The organism is Paraburkholderia piptadeniae, assembly GCF_900007165.1.
Lineage (GTDB): Bacteria > Pseudomonadota > Gammaproteobacteria > Burkholderiales > Burkholderiaceae > Paraburkholderia > Paraburkholderia piptadeniae.
This window is the reverse complement of the sequence record NZ_CYGY02000077.1, coordinates 14,357-40,239: the sequence shown is the minus strand read 5'-3', so window position 1 is coordinate 40,239 and position 25,883 is coordinate 14,357. Positions and strand designations below refer to the sequence as shown.

Annotated in this window: 19 protein-coding genes; 13 read left to right on the top strand and 6 right to left on the bottom strand. The window is 62.5% G+C overall.

The features are described 5' to 3' along the window. Positions 1-94 precede the first annotated feature (94 nt). A complete protein-coding gene (locus tag BN2476_RS36285) occupies positions 95-2,251 on the top strand; it encodes a serine/threonine protein kinase (protein WP_087739012.1) in 2,157 nt (718 codons plus the stop codon). A 41-nt stretch (positions 2,252-2,292) separates the two neighbouring features. On the opposite strand, the gene BN2476_RS36280 is transcribed toward BN2476_RS36285, so the two are convergent. Further along, positions 2,293-4,221, bottom strand: coding sequence for an SUMF1/EgtB/PvdO family nonheme iron enzyme (locus tag BN2476_RS36280; RefSeq protein WP_087739011.1), 1,929 nt, complete (start codon positions 4,219-4,221; stop codon positions 2,293-2,295). A gap of 329 nt (positions 4,222-4,550) precedes the next feature. Between BN2476_RS36280 and BN2476_RS36275 the strand changes: the two genes are divergently transcribed. The 9 genes from BN2476_RS36275 (at position 4,551) to BN2476_RS36235 (ending at position 17,251) form a co-directional block, all read left to right on the top strand. Further along, positions 4,551-4,976, top strand: a complete 426-nt coding sequence (locus tag BN2476_RS36275; protein WP_087739010.1) for a DUF4399 domain-containing protein — start codon at positions 4,551-4,553, stop codon at positions 4,974-4,976. Positions 4,977-5,037: 61 nt separating this feature from the next. Continuing rightward, complete coding sequence (locus BN2476_RS36270) at positions 5,038-5,463, top strand: DUF4399 domain-containing protein (protein WP_087739009.1); 426 nt, start codon at positions 5,038-5,040, stop codon at positions 5,461-5,463. 310 nt (positions 5,464-5,773) lie between these two features. Continuing rightward, complete coding sequence (locus BN2476_RS36265; protein WP_087739008.1) at positions 5,774-6,019, top strand: hypothetical protein; 246 nt, start codon at positions 5,774-5,776, stop codon at positions 6,017-6,019. Positions 6,020-6,270: 251 nt separating this feature from the next. After that, complete coding sequence (locus BN2476_RS36260) at positions 6,271-7,779, top strand: efflux transporter outer membrane subunit (RefSeq protein WP_173819706.1); 1,509 nt, start codon at positions 6,271-6,273, stop codon at positions 7,777-7,779. 280 nt (positions 7,780-8,059) lie between these two features. Further along, positions 8,060-10,594, top strand: a complete 2,535-nt coding sequence (locus BN2476_RS36255) for an FHA domain-containing protein (protein WP_087739007.1) — start codon at positions 8,060-8,062, stop codon at positions 10,592-10,594. Beyond that, positions 10,591-11,964 carry a beta-barrel domain-containing protein gene (locus BN2476_RS36250; protein ID WP_087739006.1) on the top strand — a complete coding sequence of 458 codons (1,374 nt, stop codon included), beginning with the start codon at positions 10,591-10,593 and terminating at the stop codon, positions 11,962-11,964. The genes BN2476_RS36255 and BN2476_RS36250 overlap by 4 nt, the downstream gene beginning before the upstream one ends. 99 nt (positions 11,965-12,063) lie before the next feature. Further along, positions 12,064-12,816: a peptidylprolyl isomerase gene (locus BN2476_RS36245; protein ID WP_087739005.1), complete on the top strand. Its 753-nt coding sequence runs from the start codon at positions 12,064-12,066 to the stop codon at positions 12,814-12,816. A gap of 35 nt (positions 12,817-12,851) precedes the next feature. Beyond that, positions 12,852-15,908, top strand: a complete 3,057-nt coding sequence (locus BN2476_RS36240; protein ID WP_087739004.1) for a peptidase domain-containing ABC transporter — start codon at positions 12,852-12,854, stop codon at positions 15,906-15,908. Continuing rightward, entirely contained in the window at positions 15,908-17,251 is a 1,344-nt protein-coding gene (locus BN2476_RS36235; RefSeq protein WP_438942928.1) for a sigma-54 interaction domain-containing protein, read from the top strand. Before BN2476_RS36240 ends, BN2476_RS36235 begins: the two co-directional genes overlap by 1 nt. Before the next feature lie 18 nt (positions 17,252-17,269). On the opposite strand, the gene BN2476_RS36230 is transcribed toward BN2476_RS36235, so the two are convergent. Both BN2476_RS36230 and BN2476_RS36225 read right to left on the bottom strand, forming a co-directional pair. Further along, complete coding sequence (locus tag BN2476_RS36230) at positions 17,270-18,040, bottom strand: PP2C family protein-serine/threonine phosphatase (protein WP_087739002.1); 771 nt, start codon at positions 18,038-18,040, stop codon at positions 17,270-17,272. A gap of 5 nt (positions 18,041-18,045) precedes the next feature. Beyond that, a complete protein-coding gene (locus tag BN2476_RS36225; protein WP_087739001.1) occupies positions 18,046-18,330 on the bottom strand; it encodes a hypothetical protein in 285 nt (94 codons plus the stop codon). A gap of 459 nt (positions 18,331-18,789) precedes the next feature. Between BN2476_RS36225 and BN2476_RS36220 the strand changes: the two genes are divergently transcribed. Then, positions 18,790-19,320: a lecithin retinol acyltransferase family protein gene (locus BN2476_RS36220; RefSeq protein WP_087739000.1), complete on the top strand. Its 531-nt coding sequence runs from the start codon at positions 18,790-18,792 to the stop codon at positions 19,318-19,320. A gap of 62 nt (positions 19,321-19,382) precedes the next feature. Further along, positions 19,383-19,625 carry a hypothetical protein gene (locus BN2476_RS36215; protein ID WP_087739037.1) on the top strand — a complete coding sequence of 81 codons (243 nt, stop codon included), beginning with the start codon at positions 19,383-19,385 and terminating at the stop codon, positions 19,623-19,625. Between the two features lie 72 nt (positions 19,626-19,697). Here the strand turns inward: BN2476_RS36215 and BN2476_RS36210 are convergent, their stop codons facing one another. From BN2476_RS36210 to BN2476_RS36200, 3 genes are all read right to left on the bottom strand, one after another. Next, on the bottom strand, positions 19,698-19,952 hold the full coding sequence (locus BN2476_RS36210) for a DUF2866 domain-containing protein (RefSeq protein ID WP_087738999.1): 255 nt from the start codon (positions 19,950-19,952) through the stop codon (positions 19,698-19,700). 426 nt (positions 19,953-20,378) lie between these two features. After that, positions 20,379-21,830: a cytochrome-c peroxidase gene (locus BN2476_RS36205; protein WP_087738998.1), complete on the bottom strand. Its 1,452-nt coding sequence runs from the start codon at positions 21,828-21,830 to the stop codon at positions 20,379-20,381. Positions 21,831-21,973: 143 nt separating this feature from the next. Then, complete coding sequence (locus BN2476_RS36200; protein ID WP_087738997.1) at positions 21,974-23,638, bottom strand: phospholipase C; 1,665 nt, start codon at positions 23,636-23,638, stop codon at positions 21,974-21,976. 581 nt (positions 23,639-24,219) lie between these two features. Between BN2476_RS36200 and BN2476_RS36195 the strand changes: the two genes are divergently transcribed. Next, positions 24,220-25,845 (top strand): tetratricopeptide repeat protein, encoded by a 1,626-nt coding sequence (locus BN2476_RS36195; protein ID WP_087738996.1) that lies wholly within the window; start codon positions 24,220-24,222, stop codon positions 25,843-25,845. The last annotated feature ends 38 nt before the right edge of the window (positions 25,846-25,883 follow it).

Here is a 25,883-nt window from a genome sequence, read left to right as displayed (position 1 = left end):
AAGGCATACGTGCGAACTACTATCGAACGAGCACTTGTAATTGGTTAAGACAGGGAATTTCTTCGGCCAACGGGAGCTGCAGCGCTTTGAACACATGGCTAGCCTTGCGCACGTGATTCGGGATTTTCAGAGCGGCGCGCTCACGCAAGATGCGTTTGTCGCTCAACTCGACAGCACGCTGACGACGGAAGGTCTCGGTTCGTCTCGTCTGCTCGAAATACTTGGCGAAGCGCACACCAGGAAGCCTCTGCCTCCTGATCTCTACGCAGAAGTGCGCCGCCGGATCGAGCAGATGCCGGTGTCGAATCTTGCCGCGGCGGGCGGCGAGGAAACGCGCGTGCAGACGGTCCCGGAGCGCCTGATCACGCCGCCGCCCACGAAGCACGCCGACACGTCGAGCGTCCTGTCCGGCATCGATCAGGTGAAGGGCACGGGCGATACGCTGAACAACCGCTTCGTCCTCGAAGAGTGTCTGGGCGTGGGCGGCATGGGCACCGTGTACAAGGCGCTCGATCTGCGCAAGCTCGAAGCGTCGGACCGCAAGCCCTATCTCGCGATCAAGGTGCTCAATACGCAGTTCCGCGGCAATCCGAAGTCGCTGATCGCGTTGCAGCGCGAGGCACGCAAGGCACAGGTACTCGCGCACCGCAATATCGTCACTGTCTACGATTTCGATCGCGAAGGCCCCATCGTCTACCTGACGATGGAGTACCTGTCGGGCAAGCCATTGAGCCAGATCTTGCGCACGCCGGATTTCAACGGCATGCCCGTTCAGTCCGCGCTGCCGATCGTGCGCGGGATGTCGAACGCGCTTGCGTATGCGCATGAGCGCGGCTTCGTACATTGCGATTTCAAGCCCGCGAATGTTTTTCTCACGGATACGGGCGAAGTCAAGGTGATCGACTTCGGCATTGCGCGCGTCTTTCAGCGCCCCGAAGAAGAGAGCGACGCGACGGTTTTCGATCCGGCCAGCCTCGGCGCGTTGACGCCCGCGTATGCGAGCCCGGAAATGCTCGAGCATCACGAGCCCGATCCGCGCGACGACATCTACGCGCTCGGTTGCATTACGTATGAGCTTTTGACGGGACGCCACCCGTTCGAGCGCATGTCGGCGACTCAGGCGCGCGCCGCGAATCGCCAGCCGCAGCGGCCGGAGAATCTGGGCAACCGTCAATGGCGCGCGCTGCGCTCGGCGCTGGCGTTCGATCGCAAGGCGCGCACGCCGACCGTGTCGCGCTTCGTCGAGGAGTTCGGCGCGCAGGAGCGCCCGTCCGCGTCGAAGTCCACGACGCGCAGCCCGGACCGCACTGGGATGCTGGCGAAGTCGGGCGTCGCGGGTCTCGCGCTCGCTTGCGCGGCGGCGGGCGCGCTGTACTTCTATCGCGCTTCGCAGAACCTGGAGCACGAGAACGAGGCGCAGCAGGCGTCGGTCGTACCCGAGGCAGGCGCGCCGACTGCGCAAAGCGCGGCTGTGTCGCCAACGTCGTCAACGTCTGCCACACCCGTTACACCCGCGCAGCCGTCCGCTTCCGTGGCCTCGGCGCCTCCGCCGCCGCAAGCACCCGGCACGCCCGCGCCGCCGACGCTCGCCGCCGTCACATCGGTGCTCGCGTCACTGCCGTGCTCGGCGCTGGCCGCTTCCGTACAGGATCGCGCGGTAGAGGTGCGCGGATTCGTGCCGCAGCGAGGCGAGGCGCAAGTCAACGAGCGCCTTGCGACCTTGCCCGGCGTGGCATCGACGAAAGTCGACGTGCATCACGTGAGCAACGACAAGTGCGACATCCTGAAGGAACTCGGTCCTTACTGGTCGCATAACTGGCTGGTAGGGCACATCATTTCGCTGAAAGCGCGCATGCCGAATGGCGTGCTGACGGAAGGCGATCCCCTCGTCGTCGATGTGACGACGCCGGGTTACGACTCGTATGTGAACCTCGACTATTACGTGCTCGACGGCACGGTAGTACACATGGTGCCGGGGCCGCGCGCAAAAGGTAATCAGGCGCCGCCGCACTACGCGGCGACGATCGGCAGCGGCGGCGAGTGGGTCGTTTCGAAGCCGTTCGGACAGGAACTGGTCGTGTTGCTGGTCACGCCCGTACCGCTATTCGATGCGCCACGTCCCGAGAGCGAGTCGCGCGCGGACTATCTGCGCGCACTCGATGCACGGCTCAAGCAACTGGTGGCGAGATATGGGCAGGACCGCATCGTCGCCGATATTGCGCAGATCAACAGCAGGCCACGGCCAAATTAAAAGGCGCGCGTGCTTTCTGCGTATTACGCGCGGCCTCTAAATCACTTGAGTTCTTTGACGACACGAAAGCCGTTTTGCGACTGGCGCACGCTCGGGCTGTACTTGAAGCGCGTCGAGCTAAGCATGTAGTCGTTGCCTTCGCGCCATGAGCCGCCGCGAATCACGCGCATGTTGCAGCCGGGCGCATCCCATGTGCGTCCGTCGGTCGGCGCGTTCTGGTATGAGTTATGCCAGCAGTCGGCGACCCATTCCCAGACGCTGCCATTCATGTCGTACAGTCCATTTGGATTCGCCGCATATGAGCCGACGGGTTCCGGCGCGTCCTTGTGATAGGGATCGCCGCAGTCCTTGCAGTTCGCCACGCCTTTACGCATCTGATCGCCCCACCAGTACTTCGTCGAGGTGCCCGCGCGGTCCGCGTATTCCCATTCGGCTTCTGTCGGCAGCCGATAGGTTTTGCCCGTCACCTTGCTCAGCCATTTCACGTAGGCTTGCGTATCGTCCCAACTGAGATCGCGCGCGGGCGCATTCTTCGCAGAGCTGTTTTCCGACGAAAGCTTCGGGCATCCGTTGACGTCCGCGCACGCGTTCCATTGTTCGACCGTCACCTCGTATCTGGCGATCGCGAACGGCGCGGGAATCGTCACGTGATGCGGCGGCTTCTCAGACGGGTCGCCGTAATTGCTGCCCATCGTGAACGAGCCCGCGGGCAGCAACACCATTACAGGGCATGCCGCGCAGTCCTTGATTTCGCCACCCGTCGCGGCGTGCGCGGGCGCAGGCGTCGGCGCAGCGGGCGCGGGCGTCACTGCGGCTTTCGGTGCAGGAGCGGGTGTGGAAGCCGGTGAGGGCGTTGCAGCGGCCTTCGGTGCAGGTGCTGGCGCGGGCGCAGGCGATGGAGATGGCGAAGGAGCGGGCGCCGCGTGCGAGGCAGGTGGCGTCGCCGAGCCCGCCGCCTTGAGCCGTTCAATGCGCGCCTTCGCGAGCGCCGCAAAGCGGCCGTTCGGATAGGCCTTCAGATACGCTTCATAATCGCTCGCGTAATTGCTGTCCTTGATCGAATCCCAGAACGTCAGTTCATATTGCTCGTTGCTGTCCTTCGGCAAAATGCCCCGGCTATTCAGAGTGACAAATTCATTCGGCGAATCGTCCGCAGCCAGCGTTAGCGTATGCGATGCAAAGACACGCTCGGGCTTCGTCAACGACGAGACGGCCCACGGTTTCTGCATGCCGTGCGTTGCTCGCATCACGCGTCGCGTGACTTGAGCGAACATAGAGTCGAGTGGCTGATCGGGCGCGCGGGCCATTTCACGCAACCATGCGTCCGTGAAGATGCCGTGACGCGTGCCGTCGGCGGCTTGTTCGCCCTGCGCAGTCGCGAAGGCAATGAGCGTTTGCGCGGGCAACGGAATCGCCGCTACGGACCTCGCGAACGGCTGCGTGAGACACGCATCGAGCACCACCAGATTGAGCGCATGCGCGCGCGGCTCGGAGAGCGTATCGAGCACGCCCGACAGATCGATGCTCGCCGTTATCAAGGTCGAGGGCGCGCGCGGATCGGCGCTGGCGGAAGCGAGCAGCGTCGAGTGCCCCGCCTGCAATCCATGTCCGGCGAAATAGAACAGGGCGGTGCCGCCCGGCTGCACGCGACGGCGAAAATCGGCGAGCGCGTCGCGCATCTGTTGCGCCGTCGCGTTCGTGCGCAGCACGACATCGAAGCCTTCGGCGCGCAACGTGTCGGCGACGCTTTGCGCATCGCGCGCGGCGTTCGGCAGCGCATCGACAGGGTAGTCCGCATTGCCGATCACGAGCGCGACCTTGCGCCCGGCGCCTTCGACTGAACTTGTAACGGCATCGTCCATTGCGATGCGCAGAGCGGCAGCCTTTGCTTCGCGCGGTAGCGTTTGCGCGGCGGCTGCTTGCATCTGGAGTGCCCCGATGATGCAAACCAGCAGAAGTTTTCGCCACATTTTCAGATCCTGTTTGTTCTGGAAGTTCTGGAAGGAACCTCACTATGGACGAACCGGCGGGACCAGCCGGGAGGGGCCAGGCGCGCAATGAGAACGACAGCCGCTCGCTGCATTGCAATCGACGGCGAAGCATGCAGCCGTTCGCGACATCGCATGCGCGCTTGCCGGCGCCCGCGCGACGCATTGCATTTGCATGGACCACCCTCTTCAACGATAGCACGCGATTCGAAACGTCAGAACGTTAACGAGCGTGGCGTATCTTTTTGACAAGTTACGTCCTAAGCTAAAGCGGAAGCAAGCAGCACTGACCCTCCCTGGGAGAATGCGCAATGCAAAGAAGAATAAGGCTGGCGATTTTTGGCGCGCTCTTTCTCGCTTCGGCACAGGCATTCGCAGGACCGACGCCTTCGCCGCCCGGAGCCGAGGCGTACATCATCTGGCCGTCGGACGGCACCGTCATTACGGGCGGCAAGCTCTGGGTGCGAATGGGCTTGCGCAATATGGGCGTGTGCCCTAAGGGCGTGAATGTGCCGAATACGGGACATCACCATCTGCTGATCGATACGGACCTGCCGCCGATGGATCAGGAGATTCCCTCCGATCGCCAGCACCTGCATTTCGGCGCAGGGGAAACGGATGCGCGCATCGAGTTGCCGCCCGGCAAGCACACGCTGCAATTGCTGCTCGGCGACTACAACCACGTTCCGCATAATCCGCCCGTCTATTCGAAGAAGATCACCATCATCGTGAAGTGAGCACGCGCCGCCATTGCGCCGGCGGGCCGGTGCAATGCGCGCAAGACGGAGAACAGCAGCCATGATCAGGATCGTTGCCGCCGCGGCGCTTGCCGCACTCGCTTCGTTGAATATCGCCTTCGCCGGGCCGACGCCTGCGCCAAAAGATGCATACGCGTATATCGGCTATCCGAACAACGGGCAGGTCGTGCCCGCCAACAAGCCTTTTCGCGTGTGGTTTGGCTTGCGCTACATGGGCGTCGCGCCCAAGGGCGTCAAGTACGCGAATACGGGCCACCACCATCTGCTGATCGACACCGACCTGCCGCCGATGGATCAGGGGATTCCTTCCGATCGCCAGCATCTGCATTTCGGGGCGGGGGAAACGGAGACGATGATCGAATTGCCGCCCGGCAAGCACACGCTTCAATTGCTGATGGGCGACGAGAACCACGTTCCGCACAATCCGCCCGTCTACTCGAAGAAGATCACCGTGATTGCGAAGTGAACGAACGTGTGTGCTCAATAGTCGCTGGATAAATTGAGTGCTTTGCGCGTGTTCTTCTCGGCCCAACAGTTTCTTTATGAATGTCTGCCCCGCTGCGTCACATGCGCGGAGTACGAATGCATGCGCGATTGGTATGCGCGGATGCTTTTTGGCGGACAACTCAATGCGGGCAAGGCTGTGAAGGATTTTCGAGGTACGCGCACTGCAATTGGCACAACCCATGCGTGAGTGAGGCTCGAGCAGACAAGATGCTTGAAGCACCAACCCGAATATCTCGCGAATCCTTCGCTTCTCTCATGGGAGAACAGTCATGAGCGCACTGATGATCAAGGACCTGTCCGTTGCCGAAGAACTCGACAGCAAGGCACTCAAATCCGTCCGCGGCGGCTACCTTGCCAATCCGTTGTTCCCGAGCCTGTCGTTCATGCTCGACAACAGCAAGACGATCAACGGTCCGCAGTTCATTCAGCAACACATGAACATCACGAACGTGGGCGGCAACAACTCAACGATCATTCCGATGATGACGGCCGGAAACAGCATCGTCATGAACTGACCTTCACGCGCGCATCCGAGGCTGTCCGGGCCGGGCGCCTCGGATGGCCAGGCGCTCGTATCAAAGACGTCGTCACCGCCGTCAAAAAGATCGAAAACGTAATCGTCCTTTTCACAAGACCGCCGCGTCGCCGCACGAACTCCACGCCGAACGAAATCCGCCGACATCCATAGTGATGCCGCGCTGGACGTGCTTTACTTGAATGGCGCGCTTTGCACGTGCAGTAGAGCCGGGAAAGATCGGAGAATATCGTGTCTGCGTTGCCTGATTCGTTCGTCGCCTGCTGCACGCAACGGGGTTCGTCCGCCAGCGTTCATGCGGATAACCGCGACGTAGCGCCGAAAAGCCGTATCGCCATCGTCGTTCGTGCAATTGCATCCACCGCCATCTGCACGGCACTGCTTGCCGGTTGCGTCGACGTTCACCAGCCCGACTATAAGCGTCCCGATACACCGGCCAAGGCATCGTGGTCGGACAAGACGGGTTCGCTCGTTTCGCCCGCCGACACCATCGTGCCCGACTGGTGGAAGGGCTTCCAGGACCCGTATCTGAACACGCTGATCGACAAGGCGATTCAAGGCAACTTCGACATCAAGGTACTGGCCGCGCGCATTGACGTCGCCGGTGCGCAGATCGGCGAAGCGAAGGCGGGTGCGCTGCCGACAGCCGATCTCGGCGCGGGCGCCAATTTTCAAAAGGTCACGGGGCAGCCGTTTACCAAGCAGTACAACGTCGCTGCCCAGGTGAACTGGGACATCGACATCTGGGGCAAAGTCGAAAAGGGCGTGCAGGCGCAAAAGGCCGAATTCCACGCGACGGAAGCGGACTGGCGCGCGGGCTATCTGGAACTGGTGTCGAACGTGGCGACCACGTATTTCCAGATTCTCCAGTTCGACGACCAGATGGAAGCGCAGCAAAAAATGGTCGACGAGAACAAGCAGATTCTCTCGATCTTCGACGGCATGAACCGCAACGGCCTCATTCCGAAGACGCAGGTTCTTCGCCAGCAGGCGGAGGTGAATCGTCTAACGAAGGATCTGATCGATCTGCGCCGTTCGCGCAGCCTGGCGAACAACGCGCTGTGCACGCTGATCGGCGTGCCAGCCGGCGAATTCACGGTGCCTGTCGGCCATTTGCAGCAGCGCGTGCAACTGCCGCCTGTGCCGGGCGGACTGCCTTCGCAATTGCTGTCGCGCAGGCCGGACATCGTCGCGGCGGAACTGCGCGTGCTCGAAGGATACGACTTCGTCGGGGAAGCGAAGCTCGCGCAATTGCCGACCGTCAGCCTGACGGCGCACGGCGGCACGGCGAGCTTTGCGCTGTCCGAGCTGCTGAAGTCGTTCACGTTCGGCCTGATGCCGAGCATCAACATTCCGCTGCTCGATCCGGGCGTGCGCGCTCACGTGAAGACGACGGAAGCGCAAATGGCCGTCGCCGAACAGCAGTATCGGCAAACGGTGATGGCGGCATTCGAAGAAGTCGAAAACGCGCTGGTCAGTCTGGATGCGCACAAGCAGCAGCGGGTGGAATTGCAACAGGAAGTGCAGCGTCTCAGCGTGGTCGCGCAGCAGATCGAGTCGCAATTGCGCGAGGGGGTCGTCTCGCAGCTGGAAGTATTCGAAACGGAGCGCACGCTGCTTCAGGCGCAACTCGATGTACTGACGAATCATCAGCAAATACTGTCGGACACGGTACTGCTTTACAAGGCTCTCGGCGGCGGCTGGCCGGCCGTCAATGTCGAAGCGCAAGTCAAGCAGTGAGCGCGGCAGTCAATCCCGTAATGAACGGGTACTGCTCGCCAATTGAAAGCACTGGCACGGTTCTTAAAAGTACTGCGTCGAGTCGGATGATTTGCGGCAGCCGCAATAGCCGGACCAACAATTGACTAACACCATGCGTGACTTAAAATTCCTGATTAGCTGCCGGATTAGCTGTCAAAACGGTGGCTGCGTCGAATACGCTCTGGTCGCCGCGCCCGTCGAAAGCTCTGTCCTGCCGCTCGTGCGTCAGGTGTCCACGCTTGCTTGGTGATGCAAAGAGATGAATCCCGGCGAAGCTCCGATTGCTGAGATGCGGGCTGCTCTGGACAAGGAGTTCGACGTCCTGCTGCTTCCCGTCTCGCATCCGTCTCTGGGCCCTATCCGCATCGTCGACGATCTGTTCGCGATCGGCCGCAGCGAGCCGCCTTTTGCCGAATATCCGCGAGAGCTGATCACGAAACTTTCGCGGCGTCACGCACGCATTTTTAGCGAGCACGGCGCGGTTTATGTGGCGGATCTCGACAGCAAGAACGGCACGACGGTGAACGGCAATGCCGTGCGTCAGACGCCGGCGCGAGTGCGGGCGGGCGACGAACTGTGCTTTGGCGGCGAGCTGAGCTATCGCGTCGCCATCGAACCTCGCCCGTTCAGTTCCGCGTCCGCGCGCGGCGTTCAGCATCTGACGGTGGCGCTCAAGCCGGAACGCACCGATCTGGGACTCGATGCGATCGACATCCCAGTATTTCCGTTTCTCGTCAGCAAGACGGATGAGCTGTTCGCGCGCTATAAGGACCGATATCCGCATCAGGTCAATTACATTTCGCGGCGCCACGCCCATATTTTTCTGAAGAGCGGCGAACCGTGGATCGAAGATCTCGGCAGCACGAACGGCACATTCGTCAATCACAAGCGCCTGGGCGAATCGGCCGTCGCGCTGCAAAACGGCGATGTGGTCGGATTCGGCGGAGATCATTTCGTCTATCAGGTGGCACTCGAAAAGTCGTTCGAAATCGAGCCCACCGTCACACAGATGACGCCGCCGCTCGCCGCCGCCGCTTCGCCCGTTGCTTCAGACACGCCCGCGTCCGTTGCCGCCGCCGCGATGCCTGCGGAAGATCCCGACAAGACGACGTTCGTCGGCGCGGCGCATTCGTTTCTCGACATCTTCTGTGTCGATCGCGCGTTGCAGCGTGAAGACGAAGTCAACGAGAACTCACCGCCGTTGACGCCGGACGAGTCGACGGAAACGCAGCCGCGCCGTCCGCGCCGCCGCTGGCAACTCCTGCTCAGCGAATTGACGCGCACCTTCGCTGGCGGCGACCGCACGACGATGCGGCGTATCGGTTGGGGCGGCCTTGCCGGGCTGATCGTCATCGGCGGCATTGCCGTCGCGCTCTACATGCGCGGGGCGTCCGAGCGTGAAGTGAAGAATCTGCTCGCGGCGGGCCAATACGAAGAAGCGGTGGATTCCGCCACGACTTATCTGCAACATCATCCCGCCAGCGATTCGATCAGGTCGCTCGCGAGCGAAGCGTTGATGAAAGCGCGCGTGCCCGGTTGGCTCGCCGCATTGCGCGTCAAGGCGTTTGACCGCGCGGCGGCCCTGGTGGAAGGCATGCGCGCGTCGAGCACGGGCAACCCGGATGCCGTGTCGCTGATCGACCAGCTACGCTGGGTCGGCGACCTGGAGCGTTTCGTCGTTGGCCGTGGAGGCCCCGACGCGCCGATTCACATCTACAGCGACGAAGGCCGCATCGACAATCTGCTGAAGCGCTGGGAAGACGATGCGAAAGGGCATCAGCGCATTCTCGATCGCATCGCATCGTATGTGCCTGAATTTACCGAGCCGTATGCACTCGCAATGAGCCATCTGCGCAAGCTGCAAAGCGACGATTCGGTGTACCTCGCCGCAATCGATCGGCTCAATTCGACCATCGCGACGGAACTGGGACGCGACAAGCCGAATGCATTGACGGCCGTGCTCGACGACTACGCGCAGCGTTATCCGCGTCTCGCCGGACTCGATGCAGTACGCGCAGATTTGCGGCAGTACACCAACCTCTTCGACGAGATGTCGGCGCGTCATCTGCCGCAGCTGCTCGCATTGATGAAGAAGGCGAGCTTCAGCACGCTGCCGTTTCAGTCGCAATACAGGCAATTGAGCGCGAGTCGCTTGCCGTCGGCGGAAGTGATTGCGAAGCATGATGCCGTGAGCGCCGCATGGCAGAGCGGCGACAGCCAGCAGGCGCTGGCCGGCTTGCAGGCAATGCCCGCCGGCCCGTGGTCCGAAGTGCTCGCTGCGGAACTCGCGCACAAGAAGGCGGTGCTCGACCAGTTCGCGGACTTGCAGAAAAGCCGCGGCGCAGGCAATCGCGACGACAAGCTGCTGTCGTTTTACGCCAGCCTCGATCCCGTCGAAGACGCGTACTACGTGCGCGCAATCCAAACCGATGTCGATGCGCTGCGCGACCGGGCGCTCGCCCGCGCGCAGGACTCGATCAATCGCGCGCAGTCGCTGTGGCGGCAATATCGCGCGAACGGTTCGATCGGCGGCACGCAACGTCTCGAAGCGGGCGTTTCGGAAGGCTTTCGCAATCAGGCGCGTCTGCTTTCGGAAGCGAATGCGTCCGCACAACAGGGCATGCGCATTTATACGCAATTGAAAGCGCCGCATCCCGCCGGCTCCGATCAGTTGCTCGAAGACATCGAAGCGGAAACGCAATTGCAGCGCCGCTCGTTGCAGGAGTTGCGCATGGTGCTCGAGCCTGGCTTGCTGAAGGCCAAGCTCACGTTGATTGGAGGCACTGACGAGTGAAGCGTGACAATCATCCGAAGCCGCTTTACGAAGCGCTCGAAGATCACAGCGCCGAAGGCATCGCAATTCTCACTGCGGAGCCCGTGCGCATTGCGACGGCGCTCGTCCTGACGCTGGTCGCGCTGGTCGTCGCGGGCCTGTTGTGGTCGTTCATCGGTCGCGCGGATGTGATCGTGACGGCGCAAGGCACGCTCGCGCCGGAATCGGACGTGAGGCGCATTTATGCGCCGATCGACGGCGAATTGACGGACCTCTACATCGCTGAAGGGCAGCCCGTATCGAAGGGCGATGTGCTCGCGCGAATCAATGCGCGCGGCGCGATCGAAGCGGCGACCAATGCATTGCAGGCGCAACTGAAACTCGAAGACGCCGAGCGCGAGTGGAAAGAGTTTCCGCAAAAGAAGGAGTTGATGGAGCGAAGGGCGGCCGCGCTCAAGGATCAACTCGAAGTGGAAGAGCGTCTGCACGAGAACCGCATTTCCGAAGGCACGACCAAGCTTGCTGAAGGCCAGAAGGCGGAACTCGAAGAAGCGCGCAGCACGCTCGATAATGCGCGCCGCACGCGTGACGCCACGCGTCAGGAGGCGGACAAGTACGCGCGCCTCTTTGCGCAGCCTGGCGGCGGCGGCGTGGCCGAACTACAGGTGGAGGCCAAGCGCAATGCGTATCTGGAAGCGGACAACGCCTATCGCGTCGCGCAATCGAGGCTCACGGAACTCGACTTCAAGCTGAGCCACGAGTACGCACAGGCCAATGCGCAACTCGAAACGAGCGGCCAGCAGGCGACGAGCTTGCAGCTTCAATACGACGCCGCGATTCGCGACATCACGAGCACCGAAGAGAAACTGCGCCTGCAATTGCAGACCGCGCGCCTCGTCGCCGACGCGGCCGCGCGCATTCGCTTCGAGAACATCGACAAGGACAATTTCCTGCTGATTCTCGCGCCGACATCGGGCGTCATCACCGATGTCACGTCGACGCAAACGGGCGACAAGATCCAGGCGAATACGCCACTTGGCGGCATCGCGCCGAAGGATGCGCGCCCGGTGCTGAAGATCGAGATCGCCGAGCGCGACCGCGCGTTCCTGCACGAAGGCATGCCTGTCAAGCTGAAATTCAACGCGTTTCCGTATCAGCGCTATGGGCTCATCAGCGGCACGCTCGCGTATATCTCGCCGGCCACGAAACCTTCGGCGCAGGACAAGCAGCCGGTCTACGAAGGCCGCGTGTCGCTCGACAAGAATTACTACCAGGTCGCGGAGAACCGCTATCCGCTGCGTTACGGCATGACGGCGAGCGCCGAAATCGTCGTGCGCGAGCGGCGGCTGATCGACCTGGGGCTGGACCCGTTCAGGCAACTCGCCGGATAGGCCGGCCACGATCTGAACGTGCTGCAACGCAAGCCGTAGTCAACATACAACCGCCAGCCCGCCTGTTCGTTCGGGCCACCATTAGAAGGAGCGGACGAGATGACCGCGATCGTACGAATCGATGATGAAGTCGTGGATGTCGGCGAATTCACACGCCTGCTGAAGCTCACGGGTCAGTTCGAAAGCCTGATCGAGCAGATGGTGCGCGACAAGCTGACCGTGCACGCCGCGAAGAAGCATGGCGTGACGGTGAACGCCGACGAAATCCAGGAGCGCGCCGATCAGTTCCGGCGCGTGCGGGGGCTGCATCGCGCGGCCGACATGAACCAGTATCTCGACACGCTCAAGGTCAGTCTCGACGAGTTCGAGGGGTTCATCACCGACAGCCTGTATCAGGAAAAGATGCTCGACAAGGTCTGCAGCGACGGCGCAATAGAAGAGTACTTTTCGATGAATTCTCCGAAGTTCGACGCGATCGAGATCAGTCACATTCTTCTCGACGACGAAGGCAAGGCCAAGGAAATGATCTCGTATCTGAACGACGATCCCGACGCATTCGCGGAAATGGCCCGCGAGCATTCGATTGCGGATACGAAAGCGTCGGGCGGCGTGATCGGCAAGGTACTGCGCGGCTCGCTGAAGCCGGATATCGAAGCGAAGATCTTCAACGCGGCAGTCGGCGATCTGCTCGGGCCGTTCGCTTCGCCGGACCGTTCGTGCTTCGAGATTTTCGCCGTCACGGCGAAATATCCGGCAGCGCTCGACGCCGATGTCGCGTCGGAAATCAAACGCCTGTTGCGCGAAGAGTGGCTGATGACGCGCGCTCAGGAACACATCATCGAAGCGCTCTGAGCTGAAGCGCGCTGCTGCCGGGGACCACGAGCATCATGGATGCACCGCAAACCACGCCGTCCATTGCCGACTTTCTGTCGACGGTCGAGATCCTGTCGCCGTTCACGCGCGAAGAACTCGAACGTCTCGCGGAACACGTGCAATCGCGCTTTTACTCGTTTGGCGAAACGGTGTGCAACGTGGGCGATCCCGCCGACGGTCTCTATCTGATCAAGTCGGGCTCGGTGCGTATCTTCACCGAAGAACACGGCAAGGAAATCAGCATGGGCGTGCGCAAGTCGGGCGAAGTGTTCGCCGACATTGCGATGCTGCGTGCGTACGCGCACGAGTCGTCCGTGCGTTCTTCGGGCAAGACGGAGTTGCTGTTCATTCCGCGCGCGGCGATCGAGCCTGTGATCGGGGGCAATCAGGCCGCGCTCGCATTTGTCGCGAGCTATGTCGCGATCAATTCGGCGGGCGGCTTCGTGGCGCAGCTATTCGATTTGCGCGGCAAGCTGAACAAGCAGGAACTCGAGGAATACGTGCGCAGCGTCGGCGTCAAGCGCGTCACCGCCGGCAAGGAGATTCTCAAGCAGGACGGACGCGACGACCGGCGTCTCTATGTGGTCCGGCAAGGCGAAGTGCGCATCGTGCGCCACGAGGACGGCAACGACTACACGCTTGCGACGCTGCGCGACGGCGAGATCTTCGGTGAAAAGGCCTGCCTGATGCGGCAGGAGCAGGCGGCGTCGGCGATTGCCACGATCGATACGCGGCTGCTCGTCATTCCCGAGCGCACGGTGCATTTCATTCTCGAGCGCAATCCGAAACTGCGCGAAGTACTCGACGAGCGCATCAAATACGCGGATCGCGAGCTTGACCGGCAAAAGCGCATCGAGCAGCGGCGCAAGATGCCGCTGCGGCTCGATCTGCATACGAAGCCCGAACTCGGCGAACGCGTGATCAAGCGTTTTGCGCTGGTCGAGCAGGCGGAGGAAATGGATTGCGGCGCCGCGTGCCTTGCGATGATCTGCAAGCACTACGGCATACCGATGACGCTCGGCAAGCTGCGCGAACTCGCGAACGTGACGACACAAGGCGCGACGCTCGACAGCCTCGCGCGTGCGGGCGAATCGCTGGGCTTCACTGCGCGCGGCGTGCAATGCACATTCGATTCGCTGCGTGGCTTCGATCTGCCGTTCATCGTGCACTGGGAGGGCTACCACTACATCATCGTGTACGGCGTGTCGAAGGATCACGTCTGGCTCGCCGATCCCGCCCTGGGCTTTCGCAAGCTGAATATCGAAGACTTCGAGCGCGGCTGGAGCGGCACGTGTCTGCTGTTCACTCCGGGGCCGAATCTCGTGCAGCTATCGGCGTCGCGCTCGCCGTGGCTGCGCTTCGTCGCGTATCTGACGCCGTACAAGAAGATACTGATGCACCTGTTTCTCGCGACGTTCGTGATCCAGGTGCTGGGCGTGATTCCGCCGCTGATCATCCAGAACATACTCGATGGCGTGATCGTGCATCAGAACATCAGTCTGTTGCATCTGCTGATACTCGGCCTGATCATTTCGAACGTGTTCTCGCAGCTGATGTCGATGATCCGCGCGTACCTGTCGAACTTCATGGTTCGCAACATGGACTTCGCTATGATGTCGCAGTTCTTCAAGCACACGATGTCGCTGCCGTTCTCGTTCTTTGCGAAGCGCAAGACGGGCGACATTTTCGCGCGCTTCCAGGAGAACCAGACGATCCGCGCATTCCTGACGGAATCGACGGTGACGACGGCGCTCAATCTGCTGATGGTGTTCATCTACTTCGCGATCATGTTCTTCTACAACGCGAAGATGACGATGGTGCTGATCGCATTCGTCATTCCCATCACGGCTCTGACGGTTGTCGCCACGCCGAAGATCAAGAACTATGCGCGCGAAACGTTCTCGGCGGCGACGGATTCGAAGTCGTTCCTGATGGAGGCGCTATCGGGCGTCGAGACGGTGAAGGGCATGGGCATCGAGCGGCCCGTGCGCCTGCGCTGGGAGAAGAAGTACGCGAAAGCGCTTGAAGTGCAGTACCGCGCGCACGCGTTCAACATCCTGATCGGCTTTGTCAGCCAGTTGCTGAATGCGGCGACGACGATTGCGATTCTCTGGGTCGGCGCGAATCTCGTGCTCGCGCGCGAAATGACGATTGGCCAGTTGATCGCCTTCAATGCATTCATGGGCAGCGTGCTGACGCCGCTGATGGGACTCGTCAGCTTGTGGAGCATGCTGAACGATGCGGGCGTCGCGATGGAGCGCCTCGGCGACGTGCTCGATATCGAGCCCGAACAGAAGCCAGAGGACCTGCCTTCGCGCGTGATGCTGCCGGACCTGCAAGGCGCGATCAGCCTCAATGGCGTCTATTTCCGCTACGGCGAGAACGAGGGCGCGTATGTGCTCGAGAACATCACGTTCGATATCAAGCCGGGTGAGCTCGTTGCGATAGTCGGAAGAAGCGGCTCGGGCAAGACGACGCTCGCGAAGCTGCTGGTCGGCTTCTATGCGCCGAGCGATGGCAAGATGACCGTCGACGGCTATGACATGAATGTGGTCGACAAGGCCTTCTACCGCGCGCAGATCGGCTATGTGATGCAGTCCAATCTGCTGTTTTCGGGCACGATTGCAGAGAACATCGCGAGCGGCGACGATACGCCCGACCGGCGGCGCATCGAGGAAGTCGCGAAGATGGCCGACGCGCACGCGTTCATCAGCAAGCTGCCACTCGGTTACGAACAGATTGTCGGCGAGCGCGGCATCGGCTTGTCGGGCGGACAGATCCAGCGCCTGTGCATTGCGCGCGCGCTGTATCACGATCCGCGCCTGCTCGTGTTCGACGAAGCGACGTCGGCGCTCGATACGCAGTCGGAAAGCAATATCCTCAGCAACATGCACGACATCCTCAAGGGACGCACGGCCGTCATCATCGCGCACCGTCTGAGCACGATCATGCGCGCGGACAAGATTCTCGTGCTGTACGAAGGCGCGATCGTCGAGCAGGGGCGTCACGAGGAACTGGTCAACCGGAAGGGCATGTACTACCAGCTCGTCCAGAAACAGTTGAGCGCGTGATGAAGATACTCGACCAGCAACCGGAAGACAGCGGTTCCGCCCTCTCGTACGCGGGATTGATCGAGAAGATCGAGATATTGCGTTCGACGCTGCGCTGGTCGTCGCGGCTCGAACGCGCGGATATCGAAAAGCTCCTGAAACAGGCCAGTTCCTTGCGCGATGAAGTGATGCAGATGTCGCACAAGGAGCGTTTCGTGCAGGCGGCTGCCGTCGAGCCGTTGCGTGGCGAGCAGTCGCGTGGCGCGCGGCGGCAGGCGCTGCTCGCGCGCAGCTTCATTTTCGAAGGCACGTTCGGCGACAACCCTAAACTGCTGGAAGCTCTCGAAATCTCGGAGAAGGCCGCGCCGACCGATCTGCCCGTCCTGATCGACGGCGAAAGCGGCACCGGCAAGGAACTGATGGCGAAAGTCATTCACGCGAACGGCAGCCGCGCGGACAAGCCGTTTATCTCCGTCAACTGCGGCGCGATTCCGGACAACCTGCTGGAATCAGAACTGTTCGGTCATCGCAAGGGCGCATTCACGGGCGCGACGAACGACCGCAAAGGCAAATTCGAAAGCGCGCATACAGGTACGATCTTTCTCGACGAAATCGGCGAGCTGCCGTTGACGGGGCAGGTGAAACTGCTGCGCGTGCTGGAGGCGCATGAAATACAGCGCGTGGGTTCCGACGAGCCGATCGGCGTCGATACGCGCATCGTCGCGGCGACCAACCGCAACTTGCGCAAGCTGAGCGAGCAGGGGACATTTCGCGAAGATCTGTTCTATCGGCTGAGCGTCATTCACGTGACGCTGCCGCCGTTGCGCGAGCGGCGCGATGAAATTTCCCTGCTGATCCAGTACTTCGGCGACGAGGCAGCCGGCGTGCTCAAACGCCGTCCCGTGAGAATAACCCCTAAATTACGGGACTTTCTGCTGACCTATTCGTATCCCGGCAATATCCGCGAATTGCGCAACGTGATGTACCGCATTTCGTGTCTCGCAGGCGATATCGCCGATGTCGATCATTTGCCGTCGGACATGCGTCCGTCGTTGCCCGTCGCTTCGTTGATACCCGGCGTGGCGAACGAAACGGCGAACGGCGCCGCGAGCGTGACGAACCTGCTGTCGCTCAGCGACGCGAAACGGGCCGCCAGCGACGAAGCCGAAAAGGCGTTCTTGCAGCGCGGCTTGCAGGAAGTGGGCGGCACGGTGGCGGAACTGGCGCGGCGCGTCGACATGAACCGCTCGCATCTTCAGATGCTGCTGAAGAAGCACGGGCTGCATTCGAAGGATTTTCGCCGTCAGCATGCGCAGGCCAATGCGCGCAAGGACGAGACGGAAGCGAACGACGAAACGCAATGAAGCGATTAATGCGTCGTATCAGGGCGTCGGATTGAGCAGCGTCTTGTCTGACGCATGCGGGTCTTCTGCCTGCACGACGATGGCCGTGATGTTGTCGCGGCCGCCGCGCGCGAGCGCGATATCGACGAGTTCGCCGGGCGCGTGCAGGCAATCGACAGTGGAAAGCATCTTGTGAATCTCTTCGTCCGTCACTTCGTTGCTCAGGCCGTCGCTGCATAGCAGGAATACGTCGCCGTCCGCGACTTCGAGCGCGTCTTCGTCGAGATCGAGCTGATCCGTTGCGCCGACCGCGCGCGTAATGATGTTGTGCGCGGGATGATTGCGCGCTTCTTCATCGGTCAGATAACCCGAGCGGCGCAACTCTTCCACCTGGCTGTGATCGTGCGTCAGCTGGCGCAACTGCCCTTGACGCAGCAGATAGATGCGGCTGTCGCCCGCCCACAGATAGCCGCAGAAGCGGTCGGATGCGAGCAGCACGACGACGGTGGTGCCGATGCGCGGCACCTGTCGGCGGCCCGCCTCTTCGCGCAGCTGGCGATTCGCGTCTTGCAGGCACGCGCGCGCCTGGGCGATGGACTGCTTGACGCCCGCCGCGTCCGGTAGCCGGCCAAGCATTCCGACGACGAGCTGGCTCGCGAGATCGCCGACGGCGTGGCCGCCCATGCCGTCGGCCACGGCCCAAAGGCCGCGCTGCGGCTCATCGAGGCAGGCGTCCTCGTTGATCTCGCGCACGCGGCCGGTGTCGGAGCGTGCCGCCGACGCCCACCGGAATTGACTGATACAGGTCACGGCATCTAAGCCCGGTTCAGGCTTCGTTCGTCAGGAGCGGTAATGACGTTCGAGTTGTTGCCCGTGTTCTGGACGTTGACCGTCTGGAACTGGTTGATCATCTGGTTAGCATAGAAGTTGTTGGTGACGTCGTACAGGTTCACGACGGGGCCGACGCTCGGCGTGTTCTGGACAAACGGCGTGATCCAGCCGAATACCCACGGCGCGCCGCCGCCGCCGCTGATCGCGGACATTGCCTTGCGATCGAGCGCGAGGTTGAGGGGCAGGTCGCTGATGTTGATGGATGCCATGACGTGTCTCCCGATGGGCCGTCAGTCATGAGGCCGCGAGTCAAAGGATGATGCTTGATGCCGGTGAAGGCGCAAGGCCTATGCCAGTTTGCGTCGCGCGCGCGAGCTTTCCTGCCGATCGTTGCCGGGCAAGGCATGACGGCGACCGCGCTCTGATAGCGCGGCATACCAGTGACGCGTTGCGTTGGCGACGGCCCAACAAAGGGCTACCGCAAAAGGTGGGGTAGCCAACACATTTGCGGGCCGCGCCAGGCGTCGCGGCAGAACGCGAAGTGATGGTGTCGGCGCAACACAACAGCCTGTATTCCTGTTGGGACTGTCCATACACAAGGTGCCTGCAAGGCGCCCTTCTGGAGGGAAATCTGTCGTCAAATCAATGGCTTGCTTCGCCTGGTCCGCTTGATGCAAAAGAGCCTGCAACAGTGTTGGCCCTTTTGAATCGGATAGCTGGACAAAGCCATGAACCGCGACCTCCAACAATCAGGCAGTGAACAAGGTGCAAACCGCGCGGCCGCTTATGCATCGGCGGACGTCGCGCTCGGCGGTTCCAATGACGAACCCGCTCTCGGTGCCCACCTGATCACGCAACGCCGCGGCTACGAACATCACGGCATCTATGCAGGCAACGGCAAGGTCATTCACTACGCTGGTTTCGCCAAGTCCGCGCATCGCGGTCCCGTCGAAGAAGTATCGCTCGAACAGTTCGCCGATGGTCACGTCGTCGCCGTGCGTCCGCATCCGTTCCCGAAGTTTTCCGGCGAACAGACCGTGCTGCGCGCCCGCACGCGCCTCGGCGAAAACCACTATCGCCTGCTGACGAATAACTGCGAGCACTTCTGCGCATGGTGCCTGCTCGGCGAAAGCCGCAGCGAACAGGTCCACGAATGCCTCACACATCCGCGCGCGGGCGTGCATGCGCTGCTGTGCCTCGTGAGCGCTTTCGTCGGCAACCGGATGAAAATCGGCCACGCCGTAGTTAACGCAGTGTGAACCCAGCAGCATGAACCGCGCAATTGAAGTGCGAAGCAAGCAAGAAAGCGAAGGAGACCACCATGAGCCCGACCGGAAAGACACTGCACTGGGCCGTCGACAAATGGCTCGCACCCACGCCCGCGATGCCCGCGCGCGTTGTTCGCTTCTGCCGCACGCAGATGCATCGGCGCTGCGTGTGCGTCGAGGCCGCGCGTCCCGGTGGGCTGCTGTCGATCTTCTTCTTCCGTCACGACGACGGATCGTGGAATGTGTATCCGCCCGCACAGGTGCGGCCGGCGATGTCGGCATGGAGGACTGCGTGATGAAAAACGGCGATCCGGCGTGCAACGCGCGCGGCCCGCGCATCGAGCGGCTTGCGCTGTGCGGCGCGCAATCTATCCGCCAGGCTGGCAGAAGCGCCGCCCCGGCACGTGCGACATTACGGCCTCGGCGATTTGACGAGGGGTGCTCTCGGCAGGCACGACGCGCCGGAAGGATTCAACGTCGTGCCTGAAGGTCCATTCGACGAGCCGGTACGAGCGTCCCCACGGATGCTGCATCGGCGGCGAAACGGTGCAACTGCGGATCGCGAGCGTTTGCGCGTTGCCGTGCAGCGCGCGTAGATGTTCGAGCACCGTGTCTTCGACCATCGTGTATCTCCTGTGTCGACCGGAGTTGGCGCTTTAGCGCCTACTCCGGTCCCATGCAAGGCGGTCGACCGGAGTTGGCGCTTTAGCTGTCGGCTGGAGTTAGTGCTTCAGCACTTACTCCAGCCCCATGCAGAGCACCTACTCCGGTCCCATGCAAGGCGGTCGACCGGAGTTAGTGCTTTAGCACTTAACTCCAGCCCCATGCAGAGCGGTCTGCGGGAGTCGCGCCTTGTGCGCTTGATCCCGTCCCATGCAAATGGTTGCAATGGGAGGCGCCACCCCCGGCGGATAAAAAAATGCCGCCGATACTCAGGCGGCTCAACAGGGGATGTTGAGCCGCATGTTCACAGGAAAGAATTAAACGAGCCTTAAAAGTGGTGGCTTTACGGTTCACCGATGCTCAGCGCTTCCCACTGGAGCTAGCTCTTAGTGCTGTTGGCCGTAGCCGTCCGTCAGCGTATGCAGGAACGCGACGATGTCGCGCATGTCCTGATCGGTCATCGCCGGTTGCTCGCCGAACTTGCGGTCGAACGGCGCATCCTTCACGTCGACGTTCGCGCGGTACGCGGGCGGAATGTCGTTGTACTTCTCCGGCTTTCCGTCGGCGCCGCGCGGATAGAAGCGCGCGGGGTCGGTGTTGCGCGCGTTGTAGAACGCCATCACGTCGTCGAGATTGTTGTAGATGCCGTTGTGAAAGAACGCGTGGCGCGTCGCCGAGTTGCGCAGCGTCGGCGTGAGGAACATCCCGCAGTATTGCGTCTGGTCCTTCAGGTCGGTGCGGAAGGGGCCGCAGATGCCCATGTCGAAGAAGTGCGGATCGTGGTTCTGCGTAAGCGCCGTGTTGCGCGGCACGCCGAGCGCTTCGTACTGGAAGTCGGTGAACATCGGCGGCAGGCCGTCGCGGCTCGGCTTCGACAGATGGCAGCCCGCGCAGTTAGCCTTGTCGGGATCGTTGAAGAGGTGCAGGCCGCGCAGTTCCGCGCGCGAGAGACGCGCCTTGCCCTCGAGCCAGTAGTCGTACTTGCTGGTGTACGGATGGAACGACGGGTCCTCGACCTGATAGCGCGCGACGGCGAACATCGCTTCGGCGACGGCGAGCCGCTGGTCCTTGAAGATGTTGGGGCCGAACAGCTGCATCATCGTCTTCGCGTAGCGCGCGTTCTGCAGCTTGCGCAGCACTTCGCCGTCGTCCTTGTTCGCCATCTCGACGGGGTTGAGCATCGGACCCGACGCCTGCTGTTGCAGCGTATCGACGCGGCCGTCCCAGAAGAGTCCGCCTTGCGGCACCATCTCCGCCGCCGCGGGCGCCGCGCCCGCCGTCTTTTGCGCGCGTTGCGTGCCCGCCGCCTGGCTTGCGAGCTGCGCGAGGTTCGCCGGGTTGTCGTCGTTCTCCGCGCTGTCGGGGCCGATGCTGAAGTTCGGCTGACGGTACAGGTACATCAGCGAAGGCGGCGGCCGGTAGCCTTGCAGCGTCATATGCTCGCCGCCGAGCTGCACGGCGAGATCGTTGGGCGGCCCGTATGCGTGCGCGGGGCTATGGCAAGTCGCGCAAGACTGCTTGCCGGACGCCGACAGCGACGTGTCGAAGAAGATTTCCTTGCCGAGCATCGCGACTGCTGAGAGCGGCGCGGCGGCCGGGCGCTGCAACGTGACGGGATGCGCATTGGCGCCCGTCATGTCCTCGACGATCTCGCCGATGGAATCGGGCATGTACTGCGGATACGCGACAGCGAACCCGCACGCGCCGAGCGCCACGATGACGACGGCCGCCGCGCACAGCGCGAGCGCGTGGCGCCGCGACCCCGTCGGCGAACCGCTCGGGGCGTTCTTGGGCTCAAGGGGAGAGGGATTCACGGATGGCGTAGAGAGCTCGGTCATATTCGATCGCGATGCAATGACTGATTCGGGACAGACGCGCCGCACAGGCCGCGCCTCGAAAACGAAAGCGCCGCGTTGCGCCGGTTTCCCGGCTGCAACACGGCCATGCTGCTAAAAAACTCCCGACGCGCTCGGTGCGTGCGTCAGATCGCGGGCACCGAGCTGACGGGCGTGCCTTGCGTCTGGTCGAGGAACAGCGTCGGGTTCTTGCCGCCGTTCGAGAAGTCGAACATCGACATGATGCTGCCCGACGTCGCATCGAACGAACCGCCGCCGATGCGCTGGCCGTTCAGCCAGTTGTCCTCGATGAAGCGCACGACGGAGGCCTGGTCGACGAACGTGTGATCGACGTAGTTCGTCTTCGCCCACGACGAGATCACGAGGAACGGAATGCGCGTGCCCGGGCCGCAGCGGCCGTTGACGGCGCCGCCGTTCACACCCGCCGGCTGCGTGCCCGTCGTGCCGCACACGCCCGCGCCGTTCAGCTGGTCGGCCTGGGCATCGAACGAGCCATACACGGGCGGCATGAACACATGGTCATACCAGCCGTCGGAGTCGTCATACGTGACGATCACGGCCGTGCTGTTCCAGTCGGGCTGCTGCTGCAGGAAGTTCACGACCTTCGTGACGAACTGCTGTTCGTCGAGCGGGTCGGAGTAGCCTGCGTGGGCGTCCTGCGCGGCGGGCGCCTTCAGGAAACTCACGGACGGATAGTTCCCCGCCTTCACGGTGGCGAAGAAGTCATCCGTGTCGTACTGGTGGTTCGCCGGTTCCGGCGTCTTGCCGTCGGATTGCGTGCTGTAGCCGATCGCGGCGATCGAGCTCGGACGCGTGTGCTGCGGATTGGCCGTCGACGTGTAGTACTGGAACCAGTTGTGGTGCGGAATGTAGTCGGCCGTCGCGGCGTTCACGGCCGTCGCGACCGTGCTGCGCTTGCAGCCCGTCGTGCCGTTCGGGTTCGTCGTCGACAGGTTGAAGCCGCCCATGAAGCCGCCCCACGTGATGCTCTTCGCGTTCAGCAGGTCGCCGATGTTCTTGCCCGACATCAGCGCCTGATCGGTCTGGCTCGAGCACACGTCGTTGCCCGGATCGACGTCGTTGATCATCGTGATGCCGCCCTGGCCGTCGTTGATGAAGAACGAGCTCTTCGCGACCGTCGACGGGCTCGCCGTCGTCTTCAGGATCTGCACGCCGTTCGTTTGTCCCGACACGACTTCGAGCGCGCCCGGCGTCGACGGACCATACGTCGACGTCCACGCGTTGTCGCTCATCGAGAACTTCTGCGCGTAGTTCCACAGGCCCGTGACGGTGTTGCCGTCGAAGTAGCCCATCACCTGGCCCGTCGTGCCGAATGCGCCGACGCCGCCGCTCGAGCCCTTACCCGTGAACTTCGGGAAGAGGTCGGCTGCGCCGTTGTCGTTCGCCTGCTGCTCCGCCGTGTACGCGTGATTCTGGTCGGCCGTCGCGGCCTGCGTGCGGTCGAGGCGGAATGGGTTCGCCGCGCCCGTGCCGTTGGCCGCGTTCAGGTTCGGGTTGGCCGTCAGCAGCGTGCCCGTGAGGACGTTTGCCGACGGCGTGTTGGCGGCAGGCGAGAACGCCGGCTCCCCGGCCGGGTTCGTCGCGTTCGGGTACGTGCCGAAGTAGTGATCGAACGAAACGTTCTCGCCGTAGATCACGACGAGGTGCTTGATGGGTGTAGCGGTTTGCAGCGAGTTCTGCGCCGTCGAGTTGTTGTGATCGCTGCCGCATGCGAACAGCGACAGCGCCAACCCGGCGCAAGGAACCGCTATCAAAGCTCGGCGAAACATAATGACGTAGCTCCCGGGAATGAATTGTTGATTTGTTTCGGGGCGGTCGTATCGTGAGCGCGCCGATCTGAGGCGCGTGACGATCCGCATGGAGATGCAGGCCGCATGTCGGCTATGCCGACGCGACCGAATTGAATCAAACAGGTGTGAACTTATGGAGTCGCATAACTTTCGACGCTGTCATCGTCGGACAGCGTAGTGAAAGGTATCGATTGTCAAATCGTCAGTGGATGCCGGCGCAATCACAGACGCGGCTGGCGTTTGCCTTGCATCGTGCTTGCGAAGGAAGCGGCGCGTCATTGCGCCTGCGTCGCAGGCGATGACGATGTGGCGTCAGGAGACTGCACACTGTCGAGCGATTCGACGCGCACGGCGGCAGGCAGTTTGTACGCGTAGCGCGTCGGTGGCACGGGAGGCACTGGCGCGTGATCGTGCCGTGCACGGTCATCTGCTGGTTCTGCGCGCATTGACGATTCTTTACGCGTCGCGGCACGGTTGCATTGGACAATGTGCAACTCTCATCCATCTATGCCGCGCGCGCAGCACGCTGTGTGCTCAGGTCAACTCTTCGTTCAGCGCATATGCAGCCGGTCTTCGATCCGTTTCTCACTTTTCTTCGCCACGCCGTAGCCGCGCAGTCGAGCGGCGATGCGCGTGCGCGTTCGCTGTGGCTCGAAGCGGCTGCGCATCTTCATCAAACGGATCGCGCTTCGATCGACAGGATGATGGTCGATCTGCTTCAGCAACAGCAGTTCGCGCAAGCCATATCGGTCGTCGAAACCGTCGCGCAACTCGAGCCGCACGACGCGGCGGCAAGCGTGCGTCTGGGCTACGCGCTGCAAAGCGCGAACCGGCATCGCGACGCGCTCGCGCCGTATCGCCATGCGCTTGCAATCGATCCGGCGTTTCCGCGATTGCGCACGAATCTCGCGATTGCGCTCAACCGCACGGGCGGCGACCCCGAAGAAGAGCGGCGATTGCTCGAAGCGGCCGTCGCCGTGGACCCTGCGGATTTCGGCGCGTGGATCAATCTGATGGGCGCGCGGCGCGCGCGCTTCGATGTCGAAGGATCGCTGGCCGCGGCGATGAGGGCGGTCGAACTCGATCCGCGCAGCGCGCTTGCACACGGCAATCTCTCGCAGGCGCTGAAGGAGTCGCAGCGCTGGGACGACGCGCTCGCTCACGCGGCGAAGGCCTGTGAGCTAGCACCCGACAACGCTTCGCTCCGCACGGCGCTCGCCGTGCTGCATCTGCTGCGCGGCAACTACGTTGAGGGCTGGCCCGCGCACGAAGCGCGCTGGAGCGATCCCGCAAGCATGCTGACGAGCGGCCGTCCCGTGTTCGGCAAGCCGCAGTGGCGCGGCGAGTCGCTTGCGGGCAAGACGCTGCTCGTATGGGGCGAGCAGGGCATGGGCGACGTGCTGCAGTTCTGCCGCTTCATTCCGTCGCTGGCGCAGCGCGTGCATCGCGAAGGCGGGCGGCTGGCGTGGAATTCGTTTCCGCAGATGGGCGAGCTGTTGCCACGCAGTTTCGGCGAGCACATCGACGCGTATTCGTCGGCGGGCGCCGTCGACGCGCTGCCGCCTTTCGACTTCGAACTGCCGCTCGCGAGCGCGCCGCTGATGCTCGATACGCGCGTCGAGACGATTCCATCGGCCGTGCCCTATCTGCATGCCGATATCGACGCGCGCAGCGCATGGCGCGCGCGTCTCGCGAACGAGCCGCGCCTGAAGGTCGGCGTTGCATGGACGGGCAGCCTGGCGCATGGACGCAACCGCTTTCGGCGCGTTGGCTGGGAGCGCTATGCGCAGGCGTTTAGCGGACTCGAAAGCGGACTCGAAAGCGTCGCGTTCTATTCGCTGCAACCCGGCGCGGCCGACGATGTCGCGGCGGCGCGCGCGGCCGGCCTGCCGATGACCGACTTCACGCACGAATGGCGCAGCTTCGACGACACGGCGGCGTTCGTCAGCGAACTCGATCTCGTGATCAGCGTATGCACGTCGACGGCGCATCTCGCGGGCGCGCTCGGCCGGCCCACGTGGGTGCTGCTCGACGTGAATCCGTACTGGACGTGGATGACGCAAGGGCGCGACAGTCCGTGGTATCCGACCGCTACGCTCTACCGGCAGCGGCGGTTCGCGCAGTGGCAGCCCGTGATGGATGAAGTCGCAAGCGATTTGCACGCGCTTGCACAAGCCAGCGCGTAACGAAGCAAAGCATGTACCGACGGCGCGGCGTAGCAGGC

Coding starts and splice junctions, on each gene's coding strand:
- BN2476_RS36285 (WP_087739012.1), top strand. CDS start 95: ATGGCTAGCCTTGCGCACGTGATTCGGGATTTTCAGAGCGGCGCGCTC.
- BN2476_RS36280 (WP_087739011.1), bottom strand. CDS start 4,221: ATGTGGCGAAAACTTCTGCTGGTTTGCATCATCGGGGCACTCCAGATG.
- BN2476_RS36275 (WP_087739010.1), top strand. CDS start 4,551: ATGCAAAGAAGAATAAGGCTGGCGATTTTTGGCGCGCTCTTTCTCGCT.
- BN2476_RS36270 (WP_087739009.1), top strand. CDS start 5,038: ATGATCAGGATCGTTGCCGCCGCGGCGCTTGCCGCACTCGCTTCGTTG.
- BN2476_RS36265 (WP_087739008.1), top strand. CDS start 5,774: ATGAGCGCACTGATGATCAAGGACCTGTCCGTTGCCGAAGAACTCGAC.
- BN2476_RS36255 (WP_087739007.1), top strand. CDS start 8,060: ATGAATCCCGGCGAAGCTCCGATTGCTGAGATGCGGGCTGCTCTGGAC.
- BN2476_RS36245 (WP_087739005.1), top strand. CDS start 12,064: ATGACCGCGATCGTACGAATCGATGATGAAGTCGTGGATGTCGGCGAA.
- BN2476_RS36240 (WP_087739004.1), top strand. CDS start 12,852: ATGGATGCACCGCAAACCACGCCGTCCATTGCCGACTTTCTGTCGACG.
- BN2476_RS36235 (WP_438942928.1), top strand. CDS start 15,908: ATGAAGATACTCGACCAGCAACCGGAAGACAGCGGTTCCGCCCTCTCG.
- BN2476_RS36225 (WP_087739001.1), bottom strand. CDS start 18,330: ATGGCATCCATCAACATCAGCGACCTGCCCCTCAACCTCGCGCTCGAT.
- BN2476_RS36220 (WP_087739000.1), top strand. CDS start 18,790: ATGAACCGCGACCTCCAACAATCAGGCAGTGAACAAGGTGCAAACCGC.
- BN2476_RS36215 (WP_087739037.1), top strand. CDS start 19,383: ATGAGCCCGACCGGAAAGACACTGCACTGGGCCGTCGACAAATGGCTC.
- BN2476_RS36210 (WP_087738999.1), bottom strand. CDS start 19,952: ATGGTCGAAGACACGGTGCTCGAACATCTACGCGCGCTGCACGGCAAC.
- BN2476_RS36205 (WP_087738998.1), bottom strand. CDS start 21,830: ATGACCGAGCTCTCTACGCCATCCGTGAATCCCTCTCCCCTTGAGCCC.
- BN2476_RS36200 (WP_087738997.1), bottom strand. CDS start 23,638: ATGTTTCGCCGAGCTTTGATAGCGGTTCCTTGCGCCGGGTTGGCGCTG.
- BN2476_RS36195 (WP_087738996.1), top strand. CDS start 24,220: ATGCAGCCGGTCTTCGATCCGTTTCTCACTTTTCTTCGCCACGCCGTA.